The 1,647-nt window shown below is 68.1% G+C and carries 3 protein-coding genes; 1 reads left to right on the top strand and 2 read right to left on the bottom strand.

The annotated features are described in order from the left end of the window. Positions 1 to 138: 138 nt before the first annotated feature. On the bottom strand, positions 139 to 378 hold the full coding sequence (locus P3T23_RS47620; RefSeq protein ID WP_429322943.1) for a hypothetical protein: 240 nt from the start codon (positions 376 to 378) through the stop codon (positions 139 to 141). A 169-nt stretch (positions 379 to 547) separates the two neighbouring features. Here P3T23_RS47620 and P3T23_RS47615 point away from each other — a divergent pair, with 169 nt between their 5' ends. Then, positions 548 to 787 (top strand): hypothetical protein, encoded by a 240-nt coding sequence (locus P3T23_RS47615; protein ID WP_429322942.1) that lies wholly within the window; start codon positions 548 to 550, stop codon positions 785 to 787. Between the two features lie 2 nt (positions 788 to 789). On the opposite strand, the gene terL is transcribed toward P3T23_RS47615, so the two are convergent. Next, a partial coding sequence (gene terL / locus P3T23_RS47610; RefSeq protein ID WP_429322941.1) for a phage terminase large subunit occupies positions 790 to 1,647 on the bottom strand: 858 nt, incomplete at its 5' end.

The following is a 1,647-nucleotide window of genomic DNA, read 5'->3' as shown; positions in this document are numbered from 1 at the left end:
CCGCGAGGTTCGTTTTCAGCACCATCGTCGAGAACGAATGCAGCAGGTCCGACACGCTCTGGCGCGTGCGCAGCCAGTTGTCGACGTAGGGCTTGGCGATCTGCGACAGGGAGAGGCAGCCGAACGCATACGCGGGTTTCAGCATGTCGGGTACGGGTCGCCCACCGGCGCATCGCACGCGAGCTTGGTGTCCTCAGCGATCACGCCGGGCGCGGCCTGCGGCAGCGGCGCTCCAATCACGCCGAGCGCCGACTCGCGGATCTGGCGGATCTGGCGGATCTGGCGGATGTCGCGGCCGTCACGCGCGGTACGTTGCGCTTCAGGCGCCGGCGGTGTGACCGCCTGCGCGCGGCGACGCCAGAATGTCAGGTGCGGCATGACAGCGAATCAGGTCCGTGCCAGCACGCGCAGCAGTCCGAATGAATGGCATGGCGATGCGCCGCGCATAAAGTGCGAGCCGCAGCCAGAAAGACAGACCTGTCTCATTTACATCGGGTGCAACGCCGCCCAAACTCGCCAGACAACAACGCGAAACGGAATAGACAACATGTATCTGACCATCGAACAGCGTGCCGCCCTGCGAGTGGCGGCTAAAAACGGCATCGACGCGATCGACGGACTGGTGTCCTGGCTGCGCACCAACCATCCCACGGCCTTTCATGACAGCAAGTCGCTGCGCGAGCGGGTGTTTCTGGTCGAGCCTGCAAACCGCATCCCGTGCCGCGACGTTCTCCGTCCCGCACTGGCGGAAGGTCGGGAGCGCAAGAATTCCATTCCGGGGTTGTAGCTTCACACGGCCGCGAGCGCCGCGTCGGAGATCCGCATCGGCCGGCGCGCGATCAGCAGCGCGAAGGCGCGCGATAGCGCGTCCACCTGGTCGTCATGCGCGCCGTACGGAAACGCGCGCAGCTCGCCCACGAGCGCCGTGTTCCAGTCGGCCCTGAGCATCAGCACGTTGCCCGCGTTCACCTGCGCGGCGAACGGCTCGGCACGCGTGACCTTGTCGCCGGTCTCCGGGCTGCTCGCCACGCGGTAGCCGGCGAGCTGGCGCGACAGGTACAGCACCTGCGTCTTGCCGGCCTGGCCCGGGTCCTGCGGCAGACTGATGCGCACGCGTGTGCCGTCGAGTTCCGCCGCGTGCGCGATCATCGCATCGCGCCGGTCCGGTCCCCACCGGCCGCGCTTCATGTCGCCGATCACGTAGCGGCCGTCGGCGAGGCGCCCGAGCTTCGCGCCGGCCGTCCAGTCGCCTTCGCCCTCGATGCTCGCGAGGTCCCACGCACGCACCCAGTCGATCCATGCGACCGGCAGAATGTCGATCGCGTGGATGGCCTCGGGCCTGAACAGGTCACCCTCGGGCGGCACCGGCATCTGCTGGTACAGCGACGCCCACGTGCGCGGATTCGCCTCGTACTGCGCCCAGTGCCGCCGGTCGAACCATTCGGGCCACAGGTACTCGCCGCGCGCGCGGCCGAGCGGATCGGTGCCGGTTTCGCACCGCGCCTGCAGGCACAGCACCTGCCACACGTTGCCGTCGCGGCACGCGATCATTCCGCTTTCGCCGTTCCACCCGGTGGGCAGGATGCGACCCGCCAGATCATCCTCGTGCCATCTCGTCTGGATCAGCACGATCCAGCCGCCGGGCGC

Origin of the sequence: Paraburkholderia sp. GAS448 (genome assembly GCF_050435685.1) — a bacterium.
Lineage (GTDB): Bacteria > Pseudomonadota > Gammaproteobacteria > Burkholderiales > Burkholderiaceae > Paraburkholderia.
This window is presented reverse-complemented; position numbering and strand designations above follow the sequence as displayed.